Origin of the sequence: Streptomyces sp. NBC_01298 (genome assembly GCF_035978755.1) — a bacterium.
In the GTDB taxonomy this organism is placed as follows: Bacteria; Actinomycetota; Actinomycetes; order Streptomycetales; family Streptomycetaceae; genus Streptomyces.
On record NZ_CP108414.1, the window covers coordinates 1817853 to 1832487 of the forward strand.

The window sequence follows — 14635 nt, forward strand, 5'->3', positions numbered from 1 at the left end:
GGGGGAATCACATATGCGAAACAACGTCAAGAATCTGCTCAGCCTCACGGCTCTGGGAGCCCTCGCGCTGACCGGCTGTTCCCAGGCTGCCGCACCTTCCGCGCCGGCCTCATCGGCCCGGGCAGAGGCGAAGAGCAGCGACGGATCCGGCGTATCCGCGAAGCCTTTGACCAGCGCTGAACTCGGCCCCCGCTTGCTCGACCTGATCGATCTGGGCTCCGACTACCGGGTGAAGCCCGAGACAACGTCGAAGCACGACGACATGGCCGTCGTCGGGTGCCCTGCCCTGGAGAAGCTCGGCTCCGGACCGGCGGACGGCTCGCTGGACTTCCCCAACCAGGCCAAGGTGTCCTTCACGTACGCCTCGAAGGATTCCGACCTGAGCGAAGAGGTCTACAGCGACACCGAAGAGAGGATCTCCGCCCGGTCCCGGGAGATCTTCACCGCCATGCAGTCGTGCCCGAAATACCAGATGGTCTCCGGAAACGTTCCCATCGACGTGACCGTCCAAAAGGTGACCACGCCCCAGCGCGGCGACGAGCAGTGGGGGCACGTTCTGACGCTCACGGCCGGCGGACGCCCCAGCGTGATGAAGCAGATCGCCGTCCGCTCCGGCAACGTGCTGATCGTCCTCTCGGGCAGCCCCGCCCTGGTCGACGCCCACGTCGACGAGGCACTGGCAAAGGCCCTGAAGACCGCAGGCTGACGTGCCCCGAAAACGCACTGGCCCCCAGCGAAGAATCTCGCTGGGGGCCAGTGCTCTGTATGCGAATCACGCGCGCCGCTGATCAACCTCCAGCCGTGCCCTCGTCAGAGGGAAGGCCGGATCGTAAGGCGCGCCTGGGAAGACGCCGGCAGGACACGGCGCGGAACGGGCGCGTCGCCGACCAGGCCAGTCGCGAAGGACGCGACCAGCTCATGCGGTGTGGACGTGCTGAACGCAGCGACCCACAGGTACGGACCCGCGATTTCCGGCTGGGACCAGGCCTGCCAGCCGGGCATATCGGGGCGGGGGTCCTGGTCCTGAATCCCGTCAGGAAGCGGCGCCCGGGTCATGCAGGCCGTGAAGGACTCGTCCCAGAGCGTGAAGTCCGGGTCGTCCACGTCCCCCTGCCAGCCGCCGGCCACCAGCATCTCGGGGACGGCCTCGGGGCCGTCGAATCCCCACGCGGGTTCCGTGCGATCCGCAACGGCGAGGGCGAAGGCGGCAACGGCTTCGTAGGGCACGCCGCGGGTGAAGTAAGCCGCCCAGTTCACGGTGGCGCGTGAAGAGTTCTCGCGTGCGGAGATCTCCCAGGCGACGGGCAGGTCGGCCAGCTCCGTGGTGAGCGGGTCGGCCATGACCCATTCGGCACAGCGGAGTTGATCGGGGCTCGCGTAGAAGAGCGTCCGACGCGCAGTTACCCAGTACGACCATCCGGCGCCGACGAGCTCGTCTCCCACACGATCCGCCAGCTCTCCGTCGTCGCCGGCCAAGTGTCTCGGGCTGACCCAGAGCACGTCGAGGCTCGGACGCTCTTCGGGCTGTTCGGCGTTCAGGGGCGCCTCCGGGGCTTCCAGGGGATGGTCACTGGTCAGTGGCTCCTACTCCTCGGCGCGTCCTGGCCGGCACGACGGTGCGCGGGTGCCAGCCCAGATCCTGGGCAGTGAGGGCCGGCAGGAAGCCCACCTGCCCCGCTTCCCCGATGTAGATGACGGGGCGGCCGTCGTGACCCATGCCCAGCACGATGCCTCCCAGCGTGTGGGCGTAGGGGAATTCGGGGTTGATGGCCATGCGCACCGGGGTGTCGGGGGCGTAGCGCGAAAGGTGCTCGATGATCTCGGCGGCGGTGGCGTCTGCCGTTGCGGATGTGGGGCGCATGGAGCCTCCGGAGCTGGATGCTGAAGTGGTGGAGTCGTGCTCGATGATGTGCGTGTCACGCCGGACGTGAGGTAGAGATGACGGCGGTGACCGCCGAGGCGATGACGTGGGCTGGGGTCTCGACGTCGAAGCCAATGCTGTAGCCGGGCACGGTTGCCGTTCCCGTGACGGCCAACCGCCATCCCTCATCAAGTCGGCCGGGGCGGCCTTCGGGAAACCATCCGAGGTAGAGGCGTCCGTCCTTGCTGGCGATGTGCATGTCGGCCCTGTCGTCCACCACGAAGTGGAAGTCCTCGGCGTTGAACTGGTCGATCACCAGGGAGGGCTGGCCCCGTCCTAGCATCCAGGTCCGGATCCGCAGGGCTTCGATGCTCGTGGAGAATCCGTGGCGACCTACCTCGACGGTCATGCGCGATTACCTCTCTGACCTGCAGCTTTAGGGAAGGGGTCAACCTTGACATGGGGTCGGCCGGTCTCTCCAGAGGTGTGCGCGTCTTGCTCGTCTGCCGTGAGCGATGTCCGGACAGCACAGAGCGAGGGCGGCACCCCTGATAGGGTGCCGCCCTCGCTCGGCGTTCTTCGATTGTGGTTGGGGCTCCGCCACCACCGCACGGTGGTGGCGGTACCTGTCGCCGTCCGGATGCACACGGTGCGCCGGAGATGGCAGCGGTGCGCTGTGCGGCTTCGGTAAGGTGCTGCTCTTCACGGAGGGAAGCCCATGAACGACGAACCCCTCGACCGTTGGGCCGCACGCCGCCAAGGGCGCCTGCGTGCGCCCGGCGAGCTCAAGGCCGTCACGCTTGGAAACGGCCCGCATCGCGCGGCCCATATGAACCCCGATGCCCCACGCATGATCTTGGAGTGGGACGGTTTTGCCTGGCAGGCGCTGATGATCGTGGACAACTTCGCGGAGGCGTGTCGGCTGCTCTACCCGACGCCCCAGCCGCAGCAGCGTGCACAGCCGGCGCAGCCGAAGCAGCCAGGCCGCCACCGCAAGCCCTGACTAGGCAGCCTGTCCGGAGACCCCACGGGAGACTCGCTGACGCCCGCTGGCAGTTCGCCTCCTGCGTTCGGTCCAGCTACACCACCCGGCGAGATCCCACCAAGGGCTGGTGGGCGAGCAGCTTCATCGCGGCGCCGGTCAACGTCACCGTCGTCCACTCCCTCCCGCTCCGGGTCAGTAGCCGCGCCGCCTCCAGCCGGTGAAGCTGGTGCGAGGCTGCTACTGCCGGCCAGCCCAACCCTCTCCCCGAGCTCCCGCACCGTGAGGCCAACCCCGTACTCGGCCAGATGATCGCGGAGCGCTCCGAGGATCGCCCATTGCCTGGGCGTGATCCGGTTCACGCGGCGCGCGCCCAACGATCCGCACGTGCCTGTCGCAGCAGCTCCACCCGTGCGGCCGTCGAGCGCCCCGGCATCGCCCAGAAAGGGTGAGCCGCGATGTCGCAGGAGAGCCGGATGAGCTGGCGCCGGTGCAGGCTGGTGCCCATTCCGGCAGGCGGGACGGCCATAGCCTCGTACGTACGCAACCAGGCTGTTTGCAGCGCCAGGAGATCGTCAGGAAAACGGATGAACTGCATCCGTCCATTCCAACACGCATTCGAACTTATGTGCGACTTGATCAGTGAGGCCATGGGCCACGGTCAGCTGCCACCACGCGTCGGTGGCTGGCGGAAGGTGTCCGGCACAACGGGCTTCGCGGCCAGTGCGGCCGTCCTCGGGCTGCCAGGGCTCGCCCCCCGCCCCTGCCCAGGTCCTGCGGAGGGCGGCCTGGTGGGCCCCAAGGCCGTACGTCGTTCGATTCGTCCGAGCAGTTCGATGGGGAGGGCGGGGTGCGCGGGGGTGGACATGACCGTGTAGCCGGCGTTGGCCAGCTCCGTGTACGACGCAAGGTGCAGTTCGGCGCTCAACTGCGTGCTGGTCTCTTCTGGGAGAGCGAAGAGTTCCAGATCGCCGATCATGGTCGGCTGGAAGCCATGCCGTTCCAGTACGGCAAGGGCATGGGGTAGGTCCTTGAGCACGGCAACCCACAGCGGATGCGAACTGCCTGGAGTCTGTCCGTACAGGACGTCGGGCTCGATGGAGTCAGTCATGTAGCTCCTGGAGGAGGGGGCCAGTGAGCTGGCCGTCTGTTCTGCGTGGAGGGTGTCGGCGAAGGAGCGGTTAGTGGGTCGTTCGCTCTGTCCGCCGGCGCAAGGCCCAGACGGCTCCGCCGCCCGCGATGATCAGTGCCCCGGCCAGGATGCCGATCCATCGGGCCGCTCCACCCCCTGTGTTGGCAAGGGAGCCGGTCGGCGCAGGGGTGGTGGTGCTCGACGCCGTTTCGGCGACCGTGGGCGTGCTTGACGGGGATGCGGAGGCCGTCGCCGAAGGGGTGGCCGAAGTGCTCGGCTTGGGCGAGGCCGGGGAGGTGGGCGGCGTGCTGGTCGGGGGCTTGGTCGGCGGGATCTTCGAATTGGTGAACTCTGCGGTGACCTGTGCGCCCGGCTTCGCGGTGACGGTCACCGGCTTGGCCGACAGCTGGTATCCGCCCGGGGCCTTCGTCTCGGTGGCGATGTAGGCGGTGCCTGCTCGTGCGGAGACCGGCAGCTTGGCCTTGGCGGTTCCGTCGGGTCCCGTGGTCAGGGTGACCGCCTCCCCCTTTGTGCCGGCAAGTGTCACGTTGATCACCGCGCCGGGCAAGGGCTTGCCGGTTTCCTTGTCGGTCTTCTTGACGATCAGATCGGCCGCCTTGAACGGGTCGATGATCACCAGGGGTGTGACGGCATCCGTGATGATGACGTCCTGGTCAGCGACGGTGTCGTGGATCGGGCTCCCGCTGGCGGTCTCCTTGAGGCGGTAGGCCCCGGGCATGAGGCCGTCGAGGCGCAGGAGGCCATCGGTGCCGGTCTTCCCTTCGGCCGCCGGCCTGCCGGAGGCGTCGAGGAGGGCGAAGGAAGCGCCGGCGAGGACGTCGCCTGCCGGGTCCTTCTTCTGGATCTCGATCCCGCCCGTCGTCGCGGAGCGCTCGGTCGGGGCCGGCGGCGGGGTGGACGGGGCGGGGCTCGCGTTGGCGTGGGCGAAGGGAACGGTGGCGGTGAGCGCGGTGAGGGTGAGGACGAGGACTTGGGCGGTGTGGCGGCTGGGCAAGTGGTGCTGCTCCTGGTGGTGGGGGTGGCGGCTGCTCGGGAAGAGCGGTCTGCCGTGCTGGGGACATTGGGTGGAAGTGGGTGACTGTCCTGCTGACGTGCGGTTCATCGCCTGGGGATGGTCGCGGGCTTCGCTGGTGTGGCCTGGAGGGTCGGGGCCGCGGCTGACCGAACGGCTCCCCGAGGGCGTTTCGGGGGGAACCAGAGGTCGGCGTAGCGCGTGATGGCCTCCCTCAGTGGTGTCCAGTCGCCTCCTGACCAGCCGGGTCCGCCCTTGGCGGTGGTGTAGTCGGTGAAGACGCCGTGCCCGCTGAGGCCCGGGTAGCTGCCGGCGGCCTGGTCGCGACGCTCAAAGGTTCGGTGGTCGGCGAAGGACAGGATCACGCCGTCGATCGTGCCCTTGTCTTCGTGGAGGATCCGGACGCGCAGTCCCCCGTATTCGCGGTGAACGATGGTCGGGTGGAAGTCGACTCGCAGGCGCAGTGGGCTCCGGGGGCTGGGCGTTGCGTAGTAGCTCTGTCCGATGACCGTGCCGCCGGGGAGGCCGAGGGCAAGTTCCTGGTCGAAGAACCAGCGTGGCTGTAGGGACAATTCAGCACCTCCAGAGGTTCAGGTTCAGCGGCCCGACCGGCGGGCGGGTGCGGGGAGGCGCGCGCTCGGGGCGGTGCTGGTCGACCAGCGCGGGACGCTGTGTGTGCGGGCGCTGGGCAGTGTTCGGGGGCGGGAACGGGCGACGTCGAGAGGTGTCGGTGCCTTGGGCGGGGCCGGTCGCACGGGGGTGAGCTCGGCGCGCTCGCGCAGCACCTTTGGCATCTCCTGCTCCCAGCGCAGGATCGGGGCCGGATCCGCAATCGCCGCGGTGATCGCGGTGACGAGGTTGACGGGGGTCTCGGAGGAGGCCGTCGCGTACCAGCGGTTCCATCCCTGCGGGCCACCCCGCATGAGCCACCGGGCGTCCAGGGTGGTGAACTCCATCTCGGGGTCGAGGTCACCGGTGGTGAAGGCGACGCCCGCGAGCTTGTCGGGCGACGTCCATTCGAGGGTCCGTTCTTCAGCGCGGGTTAGCTTCCACCCGTTGTGGATCAGCGGAACGAGCCCGTCGTAGGCGCTCCCCTTCATGTGGGGAAGGTAGGCCTGGGGTCCTTCGGTGTAGCTCTGAGCGAGGGCTTCGGTGAACGCGGTGACGAACTCGGTGGGCGCTGTGTCGCTGAAGCAGACGCCCCAGACAGGGGCGGCGTGCGGGTCGCGGTAGGCGGAGATCCGCCAGAGGCCGTCGTCCTCGCCTTCGGGGAGGTAGCCGAGTCGGACGCGTCGGTCGGGCGCGGTCACGTAGCAGTTGCCGAGGTCATCGTGTTCGAGTCGCCAGCCCAGGTCGCGCAGGGGCTGAAGCCCTGGGTCTCCGATCGCGGTGGGGCCGGCGAGGTAGCGGGGGGTGACGTAGACATCGCCGTCGAGGTCTTCGGCTTCGGCGCCGGGGAGACTCTCCCCCATCAGTTCTGTCCCCCCGTGCTGCTGACGGGTTTCCCCAGCGTGGGGCGGACGACGACCGTGATGTGGTCCTGGGCTTCCTGGATACGGGCGGCGGCCTGGGCCGCGTCCGCTGCGGTCACGACGACGAGGCCGACCCGGGCGACATCGACGTCGCCCTCCGGAGGCAGGACGACCTGGTCGCCGACCTCGCTGATCCAGCTGACCTGAGCCAGCCAGTCCGCGTCGAGCAGGCTGGGGTCGATACCGCGCTCGATGACGGTTCCCGAGACATCGGGGTAGAGCAGGCGTACGGCAGCAGCCTGCCGGCGGGTGGGGGTGAGGTCGGGTGCGATACCAAGGGCGAGGTCTGCGGCGGCGCGGGGCAGGTCGATGCCCGTTGCGAGCTGGACCAGGCGGCCGATCAGGTCGCCGCCGATCCGCTGGTTGACCTCGATGATCCGCGGGCCGGTCGCGGTGAGCCTGAGCTCAACGTGGGAGATGCCGGTCGTCACCCCGAGGGCGGCCACGGCGGCCGTGGCGATCGGGCCGGCCTCGGCGAGCAGCGGGTCGGCCGCGTCCACGCTGTGGCCGGTCTCCTCGAAGTAGGGCTCGAAACCCAGCTCCTTGCGCGTGATAGCCACGGCGGTGGTCTGGCCCCGGTGGGTGACGCACTCGACGGAGATCTCCGGCCCGTCGAGGTACTCCTCGACCAGGACGTCGTTGGAGTGGCCGCCGTGCAGGTTCGCCCCGGCGGTCGCGAACTCGTACGCCTCCGGGAGCTCTTCGGCCTTGTCCACCCGGATCACGCCGACACTGCCTGCCTGACCAGCTGGCTTGAGCACGACGGGGTAGCCGATGGATTCCGCCGCGAGGGCGCTCTCCAGTAGGGAGACCACCTTGATGGACTGCGCAGAGGGAACGCAATGGCGGGCGAACTGGGCACGGCTGGTGGCCTTGTCGCGGCAAGCATGGAGGACCTGGGGGTCGTCGGTGAGGACGCCCAGGTGCTGGGCCAGGTGCGCGGTCGCGACGAGGAGCGTCTCGTTCCAGGTGACGACTGCGGCAACGCGGTTGCGCGCGGCAAGGAGTTCGCCCGCGCTCAGCAGGGCCTGGCGGTCGTACGGATCGGCCGTCTCGTGGTCGATCACCAGCTCGTGCTCCCAGGTGATGGGGCTCGGGGTGATGACGACGGTGTCGTAGGCGGCGGCTACCGCCTGCAGGCAGTAGCCCCGGTAGAGGAAGTCGTTGGGGGCGACCACCAGGACGACGGGGCGGGAGGGGGCGGTGCGAGTGGAAGACAAGGGTCGGAAGGGTCCCGTTCTAGAGGTTCGTTGGGGGCGGTGGCCCGCTCGCGGTGCCGGATCAGCGCGGGCCGGGAAAGTGGGCGGGTGGCTACTCCGGCGCGACGGAGGCCATCGGGTGGGTCAGACCTCGGGTGCCCGGAGAGGAAGACCGGTTCGGTGGCCGCCTGACCGGAGCGGGCCTGCCACCAGGTCGCTGCTCGACGTCGGCCGGATGCTGTCGGAGCTCGGGCAGTGAAGCTTCGCCAGGGGGTGACCTGATTCCGGCACGGGCAGTCGCGGCTTCGACGAGCACGCGTAGGTCGTGCACGAGTCCGGCGGGGACGAGCAGCGACTGGGCGAGGGATTCTGCTTCGGGCCCGGGAAGGCTGTGGAGCCGTGAGGTGAGGCTTCGTAGAAGGCTTGCGGCGGCCACGGCCTGGTCGGTGCTGAACGACGAGGTGTGGCGGTTCGGGGACGGCATGGCTCTCCGTGCGTCGGGACTCAAGCGGCTACCGGTTCGAGTGCTGGTCTGTTCGTGTCGTGCAGGGCGGGATCGCGGCGCAGGCGCCAGAACGCGGTGGCCAGGCCGATGGCCTGGAGAGCTGCGCAGCCGGTCATGACGTGGCCGAGGGCTGCGGGCGGGGTGATGGCGACGAGTACGCCGGCGATCGGGAAGGGCAGCAGCATGATCAGGATGGTGATGCTGAGGGTGGCGCCGAAGACGTCGCGCGGGATGAGGCGGGAGCGCAGGGTGCGCAGGACCACGGTCATGGAGCCTTCGCCGGCCATCAGGATGGCGACGAGGACCAGGAAGGGCGTGTAGGCGTCGGCCTGGGAGACGGCGATGCCGCCGAGAGAGGCGATCAGGGCTCCCGCTGTGCCGACGGGCCAGAGCCCGAAGCGGTCGATGGCGAACCGGGACAGGGTCGTTGCGAGGAGGGCGGCCGTCGCGGCGGCGGACCAGATGAGGCCGACGGACGCGGTGCTGAGGCCGAAGTTCTGTACGACGATCACGGGGGCCGCGGCCTGGAGGAGGCCGGTGGCGAAGTTGCTGACGGTCAGGCCTGCGATCAACCATCCGAGGGCAGGGAGTGCCCTGAGGGTCGACCAGCCCATGCGCAGGCCCTGGCGGACGGTTGTGTTCTCGGGGTTGGGCTGGGTCCGGCGGGAACGGGGAGAGGTGACGGCGGCCAGGAGTGAGAGCGCGCCGATGGTGACGAGCAGGGTCTGCTGGCCGGCGTACTGGAGGAGGAAGGCGCCGGCGGCGGGTCCGGCGAGGGTGGCGGACTGGTCGATGCTGAGCAGTACGGACTGCACGCGGTGCTCGACTCGGCCTGGTTCCCGGCTGGCGGCGCCGCCGGCGGTCTCCGCGGCGACGTAGGAGTATTCGGTGAGGACGCCGATGACGGCGGCGAGGGCCATCACCGAGACGGTGGTGATGAGCTTGTCGTCGATGAAGGTCAGGGCCAGGACCGCCGTGGTGACGACGAGAGTCCGGATGGTCGTCGCCGTACGGAAGACTCGAGCCGCGCCGTGGCGGTCGACGGCTGCGCCTGCACCGACGAATGCTCCGATCCGGGGAATCCATTCCAGGACGAAGGCGAGGCCGGTCAGCATGGCCGAGGACGTGGTGGCCAGGACGAGCAGCGGGATCCCGTAGGTGCCCAGGTTGAACGCGGCGGCGTCCATGGTCCGCGGCAGGTAGATGCGGCGGAAGATGCCGTGGTCGGGCAGGCGGGCGTGGCGGCCACCAGCGGCTCTGTGACGGGTCATGATCACTTTCAGTCGGGGTGTGGCCGATGGGTGGTGGCCGGGAGTCTTCAGCCCTCGTGGCCCGGCGCTGGTGCGCCGGGAGCGTGCCGCGTGGAGGGGACCGTTGCTAGGCGGAGCGCCGGGGGGCCGCTCCGGGCAGGGCTGCTCCCTTCGCTACGCCGGGGATAGCGGCCTGCACCTTGGCCACAGGCGGGGCAGGCCGTGTGTGACGCACGCGCTGGACGAGTGCGGTGTTCGCGGTGGCCCAGGCCTGCAGTTCGGCCAGCGGTCCTCGCAGTTCGCGTCCGGTGTCGGTCAAGATCCACGGGACGCGTGCGCCTTGGCGGACCAAGCCCGCGTCGACAGCTCGGGCGACCCGGCTGGCTTCGTACGGTGCATGGGGGTTGAGCAGCACGGTGACGGTGTTGGGGTCGCGCAGCAGGCCGAGGGTGGCTTCGACTCGGTTGACGAAGTCGCTTTGACCGCCGGGGTAGTCGTGTTGGCGCGCCCATCGGCCGAGCTGGTCGTACACGTCCGCAAGGCCAGCGCCCGCCTGCGTGAGCCTGAGCTGGCGCTCGCCGGTGCTGAGGGTCTCGCGGCGCAGGAGCCCACGGCGGCGCAGTCCGGCCACGGCCGTCTTCAGGACGTCGACCGGGATATCGGGGAACGTGGCCGGCAGGCTGCCTCGACGCCGGGCGACGGGCCCGTTGTCGTCGAGTTCGGTGATGATCCTCGTGGTCCACCGGTAGCTGAGAAGGGTCGCCGCGCGCACGAGGGGTTCGGTCTCGGGGCTGGGCTGCGTCATCGGACGCGCCCTCCCATGGAGGACCCGGATCGGGGCCGGTCGGGGATCCCGTGGGAGAACAGGCCGAGGCGCTGCTGCACCGTGCTCTCCGGCGTGGCCACCGTCGATGCGGGCCGCTGGGAGGGCGAGCTGTTCGCGGCCCACATGGCCGGGTGGCTGGGAGCGGAGGCGGGTACCCACAGCGGGTGCGGGGTGGCCTTGGCGCGGCCGGCGGCCCAGGTGGACAGGGCCTGGAAGGTGTTGGTGAGGGCTTCGCCCTGGCGGGAGAGCCGGTAGCTGCTGTGGCCGAGCCGGTCGACGAGGCCGTCCTCGACGAGCTGGCGCAGCGGCTGGTAGATCGGAGCTGTCGTGGTGGCGTGGTCGAGGACGACGTCGGCGAGCTCGCGGCCCGAGGCGCTCGGCTGGGAGCGCAGGGCCCACAGCAGGGAGGTGGCGTACTTCGGCGTGATCAGCTTGAGGGTGTCCTCGGCGTTCTGGGCCGCGGGTATCCGCTCGGGCTCCAGTTCACCTGTGATGCGGTTGGGCTTCTTGATCTTGTCGAGGTGGGTGTCCCCGTAGGTGGCGAGGGCGGCGATGACCGTTCCCAGACTGCGTCCGCGTCCGGAAAGCTGGTAGGTGACGTGGCGGGCCGACTCCTCGTGCCGGTCGACGAGCCCGTCAGCGGTGAGCGTGGTCAGCCGGCCGGAGAGCTGGGCGTCGAAGAGCATCGGCAGCCGCGTCTTGATGTCGGTGTAGCGCAGGGGCTGTTCCCCGAGGGTCATCAGGGTCCACACGCTCCAGCGGGGGCTGAGCATGTCGAGGGCCTCGGTGACGCGGGAGAGGTCTTTCGCGATGGGGCGGGGCAGGCCGGGGGTAGCCACGGGAGGATCTCCTGAGCGTTTCGGGTCAGTGGGTGCGTGAGGAAGTGCTGGACACGGCGCGGGCGGCCTTCGCGACGGGCGGGTGCACGGGCGGCTCGGTGCGGCGCAGTCCCTGCAGCACGGCGGCGAGGGTCTTGGTGTGCACCTCGTGCGCGGTGACTGCGCGGTGCAGCCTCTCGGCGCTGTCGCGGATGTGGCCGGCCTCGAAGGAGCCGATGTCGCGGTCCTCGCCCGTGTACGTGCGCAGGCGGTCCAGCTGAAAGTCGATGCTGCGTTCGGCGAAGACCAGGTCACCGTGGATGGTGAGGATGGCGCCGAGGAGGGTGGAGTCGGGACTCTGGGCGGCCGCTTGCTTGAGTTCGGTGAGCGGCTGGCCGAAGAGGGCTTCGATACGGTTGCGGAGTTCGGACGAGGTCTGGTCGGACAGGTGGGTTCCTTCAGGGGTGTCGGGACCGGGCCGCGGGTGGGGCGGTGTTCGCCTTGGGGCTGGCCGTGGGGAGGGCCTGGTGTCGGCGGGGGCCCGCGGCTTCTCGGCCGGGCATGCTGCGGAGCAGCCGGGTGAGGGCGGTCACGATCTCGGTGCGGGAGGTGAGTGCCGCCTTCATCCACTCGACGTCCGTGCGCAAGTCGCCGGCGTCGAGTTCACTCTGGTCGCGGTCGGGCGCGGTGGCCTGGTGCAATCGGTCCCGCACGCGGTCCACGTGGAACTCGGCGACGGCGAGGAAGGAGCGCAGTTCCATCGCCCTAAACAGCGCGGGCCCTGCCTGGCCGGCGGTCGCCGTGCGGTGGAGCTCAGCAACCGGCCCGTTGAACGCGGCTTCGATCGCCTCGTCCTGACTGCTGGGCCGCAAAGGCGTGTTCATCGTCCGGTGGCCCGGCCTACGTTCGCCGGCGGGCGGGGTGGCAGCGCCGTGGGCACCTGCGAGGCGATCCGGGTCTGGGGGCGCTCCCCGCGCCAGACGTGGCGCGTGTTGGGTTCGAGGAGGTGGCGCAGGACCATGGCTCGGCCGTCTCTCGCGGCGACTGCGGTGTTGACCTGGTGGGCGACGGCCATCTGGGACGGGGTGAGTTCGCCGGGAGCGCGGCCTATGGCCGCGAGCAGGGTGTTCTCGGCCCGGTCCACCACGGTCTGGGCTTCGGCGGTCAGGCTGTACCAGTGGAGCACTTCGGTGGCGGGATGCGCGCGGCCGGTAGCGGTCGCTACTCGACGGAGGTCATCAAGGGGCTGCTGAAATGCCGCCTCTATGCGCTGGGTGAGGACACTCATGACGTCGTCGGATGACACGTCTTCTCCTTTCGCAAATGCAGTAGCCGACCAGCAGACGTGTTCCGCTTGCGGCCTTCTCTAAGCATCCGGAGAATCCGGGAATTCGATAAGCACGAAGAACCTGATATAGGGCCGATGGCGGTACGCCGGATTACTGTCAGCGCCGACGAGCGAGGCCGGGCAGCGTGGGCTGAACCAGCGCCGGGCGCAAGGCCGTTCGGGAGGCGAGGGGCGCCGGGCGCAGGGGTGCGTCCGGGCTGTCGATCCAGTCCATCGCGGCCTCGTAAGTGGGGAAGACGCCCTCGCGGAGGGTGTGGGTGAAGGCTTCCATGTCGGCGACTTCGCGCAGGACCCGGTAGGGGTGGGGGTCCTTCTCGTCGAGGGCGCGCAGGACGACGACCACGACCGGCGCCGGCAGCGAGTCGTCGGTGTTGCTGTGCAGGAGGGCGAAGTGGTCTCCGTCCCCCATCAGCCGCTCCTGCAGCGCAGCCGTGCGCTTGTCAGCGGGCGCGGTCCCCATGCCTTTCGGGAGCCGGATTTCGTCACGCGGGCATCCCCGGGAAATCAGCCAAGACTGCACCATCACCGGGAGCGGAAGGCTGGCGTATTCGAAGGTGAACGTCTTGGCTTGCAGGTTGCGGTCGATGTGGAGGGCGAGGAGCTGGGGAAGTCCGGGGATCCCCCAGGTGACGGATTCGTCGAACATCACGTGGTAGCTGTGGCGGCCGTCGGGCGTGTGATGCTCGGCCATCCGGCCCAGGTGGTCGAGGTTGGAGTCGATCGCGTCGTAGAAATCGTCGTCGACTGAGTCGTCGGCGGGCTCGAAGCCGTCGATTCTCAGGACGGGTTGGTGTTCGGGGTTCGGCACGTGCGTGCTTTCGGCAGTGGCTGGGTCAGGCCAGCGGGGAACGGGAAGGGGTTCGGGAGCCCGGCTGTGGGGGCAGATGCGTGCCAATGGCTGGGCGGCTGCCTGCGAGGACTGAGCGGCCGAGGTCGGTGACGGACACGGGCTGGCCGACGTGCAAGGGGCGTGAGGTGTCGCGGGTGACGAGGCCGGCGTCCTCAAGGCGCTCGAAGTCGTACTGGGTGATCTTGGCTCCGGCTGCCGTCGCGACGGAGATGCGCCGGGTCATGAGGTTCTCGTGGAGCTTTGCGCCACGGGCGATGGCGAGCAGCGCCGCGAAGTCCGGTGGCGAGATGTCGGGGCCCAGGGACCGGGAAGGACGGGGAGCGTGCTGTTCCAGCGGTACGAGCAGGGTGAGGGCTTCACCGAGGAGCTGGTCGCGGGTCTCGACGGCTTCCTTCAGTTGGCCCAGACCCCGGTCGATCCGGCCGAGTACGGCGCTGTCGATCTCGAACTGTCCGCTGGTCAGCCGCTGGAGCAGGACCCGGTTGAAGGTCAAGGTGGCCTGCGCATGGGCCAGGGCGCGGTGCGCGCGGACCAGCTGCGCGACGGGCTCAGTCAGCAGGTTGCTGTCGTCGAGGCGCCAGAGGGCTTCGATGGATTTCCCGGTGACGTTTTCAATGCGGTCATCGATGCCGGTCTGATCCTTGGGGATGGGCATGAGGGTCCTGTCAGACGGGGCGGGGTGCGGCCGGCACAGCAAGGAGTGAGAGCCGAAGCCGTACTTCGAGGTGGGCGCCGACGGGGTGCTCCGCGGTAGGACCGAGCTGCCGCAGGAGCGCCAGCATCGGCCGGTTGGACCGCTCGACGTACACGTGCAGCGTGAGGGCTCCTGCTGCCCGTGCACGGTCGGCGGCGGTCTGGATCAGGCGGGTCCCGATGCCGCGGCGGTGGTGCGGGTCGGCGACCTGAAGACCCAGGTCAACGGTGCCGGGTTCGCTCAGGACTGGCCCGGCGGATACGAGCCCGACAACTGCGCCGGCCTCGGTTGCCACCCAGCATTCCGAGAGCGCCGACAACCGCTCCCAGTCGCGCTGCCGAACCTGGGTGTGACCCCAGCGGCTGTGCAGGGACTTCTCACTGCACGCGCGGTGGAACGCTTCGATCAGTGGCCAGTCGTCTACCCCGGTCCGGCGGATCTGGAGCGGTTCGGCGTGCTGGGTGCTCAGTGCGCGCCGCTCCTCCGCGAGCACGCGGAAGCCTTCGCCTCGCAGGTGCAGCAGCAGGTCACGCGGGTGCTCAAGGCCGCCAGAAGCGCGGTCAGGAGGGAGCAGACGCAGGTTGCGCTGGTCGTGCTCGCGATGT

General features: G+C 69.4%; 19 protein-coding genes. 2 read left to right on the top strand and 17 right to left on the bottom strand.

Going from position 1 to position 14635, the window contains the following annotated elements:
- The first annotated feature begins 13 nt into the window (after positions 1–13).
- A complete protein-coding gene (locus tag OG730_RS08355) occupies positions 14–706 on the top strand; it encodes a hypothetical protein (RefSeq protein WP_327303617.1) in 693 nt (230 codons plus the stop codon).
- A 104-nt stretch (positions 707–810) separates the two neighbouring features.
- On the opposite strand, the gene OG730_RS08360 is transcribed toward OG730_RS08355, so the two are convergent.
- The 3 genes from OG730_RS08360 to OG730_RS08370 form a co-directional block, all read right to left on the bottom strand.
- The gene (locus OG730_RS08360; protein WP_327303618.1) at positions 811–1476 is read right to left on the bottom strand and encodes an SPDY domain-containing protein; all 666 of its coding nucleotides are present in this window, start codon (positions 1474–1476) and stop codon (positions 811–813) included.
- Between the two features lie 91 nt (positions 1477–1567).
- Positions 1568–1861, bottom strand: a complete 294-nt coding sequence (locus OG730_RS08365; RefSeq protein WP_327303619.1) for a hypothetical protein — start codon at positions 1859–1861, stop codon at positions 1568–1570.
- A 55-nt stretch (positions 1862–1916) separates the two neighbouring features.
- Positions 1917–2270 (bottom strand): SPDY domain-containing protein, encoded by a 354-nt coding sequence (locus OG730_RS08370; protein ID WP_327303620.1) that lies wholly within the window; start codon positions 2268–2270, stop codon positions 1917–1919.
- 309 nt (positions 2271–2579) lie between these two features.
- Between OG730_RS08370 and OG730_RS08375 the strand changes: the two genes are divergently transcribed.
- Entirely contained in the window at positions 2580–2864 is a 285-nt protein-coding gene (locus tag OG730_RS08375; protein ID WP_327303621.1) for a DUF6087 family protein, read from the top strand.
- Between the two features lie 337 nt (positions 2865–3201).
- Here the strand turns inward: OG730_RS08375 and OG730_RS08380 are convergent, their stop codons facing one another.
- The 14 genes from OG730_RS08380 to OG730_RS08445 form a co-directional block, all read right to left on the bottom strand.
- The gene (locus OG730_RS08380) at positions 3202–3441 is read right to left on the bottom strand and encodes a DUF8825 domain-containing protein (RefSeq protein ID WP_327303622.1); all 240 of its coding nucleotides are present in this window, start codon (positions 3439–3441) and stop codon (positions 3202–3204) included.
- A 63-nt stretch (positions 3442–3504) separates the two neighbouring features.
- The gene (locus OG730_RS08385; RefSeq protein ID WP_327303623.1) at positions 3505–3954 is read right to left on the bottom strand and encodes a hypothetical protein; all 450 of its coding nucleotides are present in this window, start codon (positions 3952–3954) and stop codon (positions 3505–3507) included.
- Between the two features lie 70 nt (positions 3955–4024).
- Positions 4025–4990, bottom strand: a complete 966-nt coding sequence (locus OG730_RS08390) for an MSCRAMM family protein (RefSeq protein ID WP_327303624.1) — start codon at positions 4988–4990, stop codon at positions 4025–4027.
- 104 nt (positions 4991–5094) lie between these two features.
- A complete protein-coding gene (locus OG730_RS08395; protein ID WP_327303625.1) occupies positions 5095–5580 on the bottom strand; it encodes a hypothetical protein in 486 nt (161 codons plus the stop codon).
- A gap of 24 nt (positions 5581–5604) precedes the next feature.
- Positions 5605–6480, bottom strand: a complete 876-nt coding sequence (locus tag OG730_RS08400; RefSeq protein WP_327303626.1) for an SPDY domain-containing protein — start codon at positions 6478–6480, stop codon at positions 5605–5607.
- Positions 6480–7760 (bottom strand): ATP-grasp domain-containing protein, encoded by a 1281-nt coding sequence (locus OG730_RS08405; protein WP_327303627.1) that lies wholly within the window; start codon positions 7758–7760, stop codon positions 6480–6482. The genes OG730_RS08400 and OG730_RS08405 overlap by 1 nt, the downstream gene beginning before the upstream one ends.
- A 483-nt stretch (positions 7761–8243) precedes the next feature.
- Entirely contained in the window at positions 8244–9515 is a 1272-nt protein-coding gene (locus tag OG730_RS08410; RefSeq protein ID WP_327303628.1) for an MFS transporter, read from the bottom strand.
- 106 nt (positions 9516–9621) lie between these two features.
- On the bottom strand, positions 9622–10299 hold the full coding sequence (locus tag OG730_RS08415; protein WP_327303629.1) for a winged helix-turn-helix transcriptional regulator: 678 nt from the start codon (positions 10297–10299) through the stop codon (positions 9622–9624).
- Complete coding sequence (locus OG730_RS08420; protein WP_327303630.1) at positions 10296–11159, bottom strand: winged helix-turn-helix transcriptional regulator; 864 nt, start codon at positions 11157–11159, stop codon at positions 10296–10298. The genes OG730_RS08415 and OG730_RS08420 overlap by 4 nt, the downstream gene beginning before the upstream one ends.
- A 437-nt stretch (positions 11160–11596) precedes the next feature.
- Complete coding sequence (locus tag OG730_RS08425) at positions 11597–12022, bottom strand: hypothetical protein (RefSeq protein ID WP_327303631.1); 426 nt, start codon at positions 12020–12022, stop codon at positions 11597–11599.
- Positions 12019–12444: a hypothetical protein gene (locus OG730_RS08430; RefSeq protein ID WP_327303632.1), complete on the bottom strand. Its 426-nt coding sequence runs from the start codon at positions 12442–12444 to the stop codon at positions 12019–12021. Before OG730_RS08430 ends, OG730_RS08425 begins: the two co-directional genes overlap by 4 nt.
- A 139-nt stretch (positions 12445–12583) precedes the next feature.
- Positions 12584–13294 (bottom strand): hypothetical protein, encoded by a 711-nt coding sequence (locus OG730_RS08435; RefSeq protein ID WP_327303633.1) that lies wholly within the window; start codon positions 13292–13294, stop codon positions 12584–12586.
- A 25-nt stretch (positions 13295–13319) separates the two neighbouring features.
- Entirely contained in the window at positions 13320–13991 is a 672-nt protein-coding gene (locus tag OG730_RS08440; RefSeq protein ID WP_327303634.1) for a hypothetical protein, read from the bottom strand.
- Between the two features lie 10 nt (positions 13992–14001).
- A complete protein-coding gene (locus OG730_RS08445) occupies positions 14002–14523 on the bottom strand; it encodes a GNAT family N-acetyltransferase (RefSeq protein WP_327303635.1) in 522 nt (173 codons plus the stop codon).
- Positions 14524–14635 lie beyond the last annotated feature (112 nt).

Bases quoted from the DNA above. Each gene is read 5' to 3' on its own strand.
- OG730_RS08375 (WP_327303621.1), top strand. From the start codon at position 2,580: ATGAACGACGAACCCCTCGACCGTTGGGCCGCACGCCGCCAAGGGCGC.
- OG730_RS08415 (WP_327303629.1), bottom strand. From the start codon at position 10,299: ATGACGCAGCCCAGCCCCGAGACCGAACCCCTCGTGCGCGCGGCGACC.
- OG730_RS08380 (WP_327303622.1), bottom strand. From the start codon at position 3,441: ATGCAGTTCATCCGTTTTCCTGACGATCTCCTGGCGCTGCAAACAGCC.
- OG730_RS08370 (WP_327303620.1), bottom strand. From the start codon at position 2,270: ATGACCGTCGAGGTAGGTCGCCACGGATTCTCCACGAGCATCGAAGCC.
- OG730_RS08400 (WP_327303626.1), bottom strand. From the start codon at position 6,480: ATGGGGGAGAGTCTCCCCGGCGCCGAAGCCGAAGACCTCGACGGCGAT.
- OG730_RS08365 (WP_327303619.1), bottom strand. From the start codon at position 1,861: ATGCGCCCCACATCCGCAACGGCAGACGCCACCGCCGCCGAGATCATC.
- OG730_RS08410 (WP_327303628.1), bottom strand. From the start codon at position 9,515: ATGACCCGTCACAGAGCCGCTGGTGGCCGCCACGCCCGCCTGCCCGAC.
- OG730_RS08425 (WP_327303631.1), bottom strand. From the start codon at position 12,022: ATGAACACGCCTTTGCGGCCCAGCAGTCAGGACGAGGCGATCGAAGCC.
- OG730_RS08355 (WP_327303617.1), top strand. From the start codon at position 14: ATGCGAAACAACGTCAAGAATCTGCTCAGCCTCACGGCTCTGGGAGCC.
- OG730_RS08385 (WP_327303623.1), bottom strand. From the start codon at position 3,954: ATGACTGACTCCATCGAGCCCGACGTCCTGTACGGACAGACTCCAGGC.
- OG730_RS08440 (WP_327303634.1), bottom strand. From the start codon at position 13,991: ATGCCCATCCCCAAGGATCAGACCGGCATCGATGACCGCATTGAAAAC.